This is a genomic window from Bradyrhizobium sp. Kon58 (assembly GCF_055807455.1).
Window position 1 is genome coordinate 1 of the sequence record NZ_JBVVOT010000399.1, and the last position, 279, is coordinate 279.

Sequence of the window (279 nt, forward strand, 5' to 3'; positions counted from 1 at the left end):
CGCTGCGCAACTCAGCGTAGCGCGCGGCGAGGCGCGTCATGTCGGGCTCTTGCACCTGCCACGCCTGGCGGGCTTGGGTGTTGATGGCCGCATTGAGGCCGCGCAACAGCACGGTCTGCTCATAGGGATTCAAGGGGGCGGTCTTTGCGAGTAAGGTCGCGGTCTCTTTGTCCATCAGTCCCTTGAGCGCGTGCGTGCGCAGCCGTTTGATCAACCTTGGCCAGTCACGCTTATCTGTGGGGCAACGGCTTGCTGGCGCTGGAGGATGTGCGTGACTGG

1 protein-coding gene is annotated in these 279 nt (G+C 63.8%); it reads right to left on the reverse strand.

Annotated elements, in window-relative coordinates:
* The coding region (locus AC0L20_RS40920) for a hypothetical protein (RefSeq protein WP_473295812.1) at window positions 1–214 on the reverse strand (214 nt) is incomplete at its 3' end.
* Window positions 215–279 lie beyond the last annotated feature (65 nt).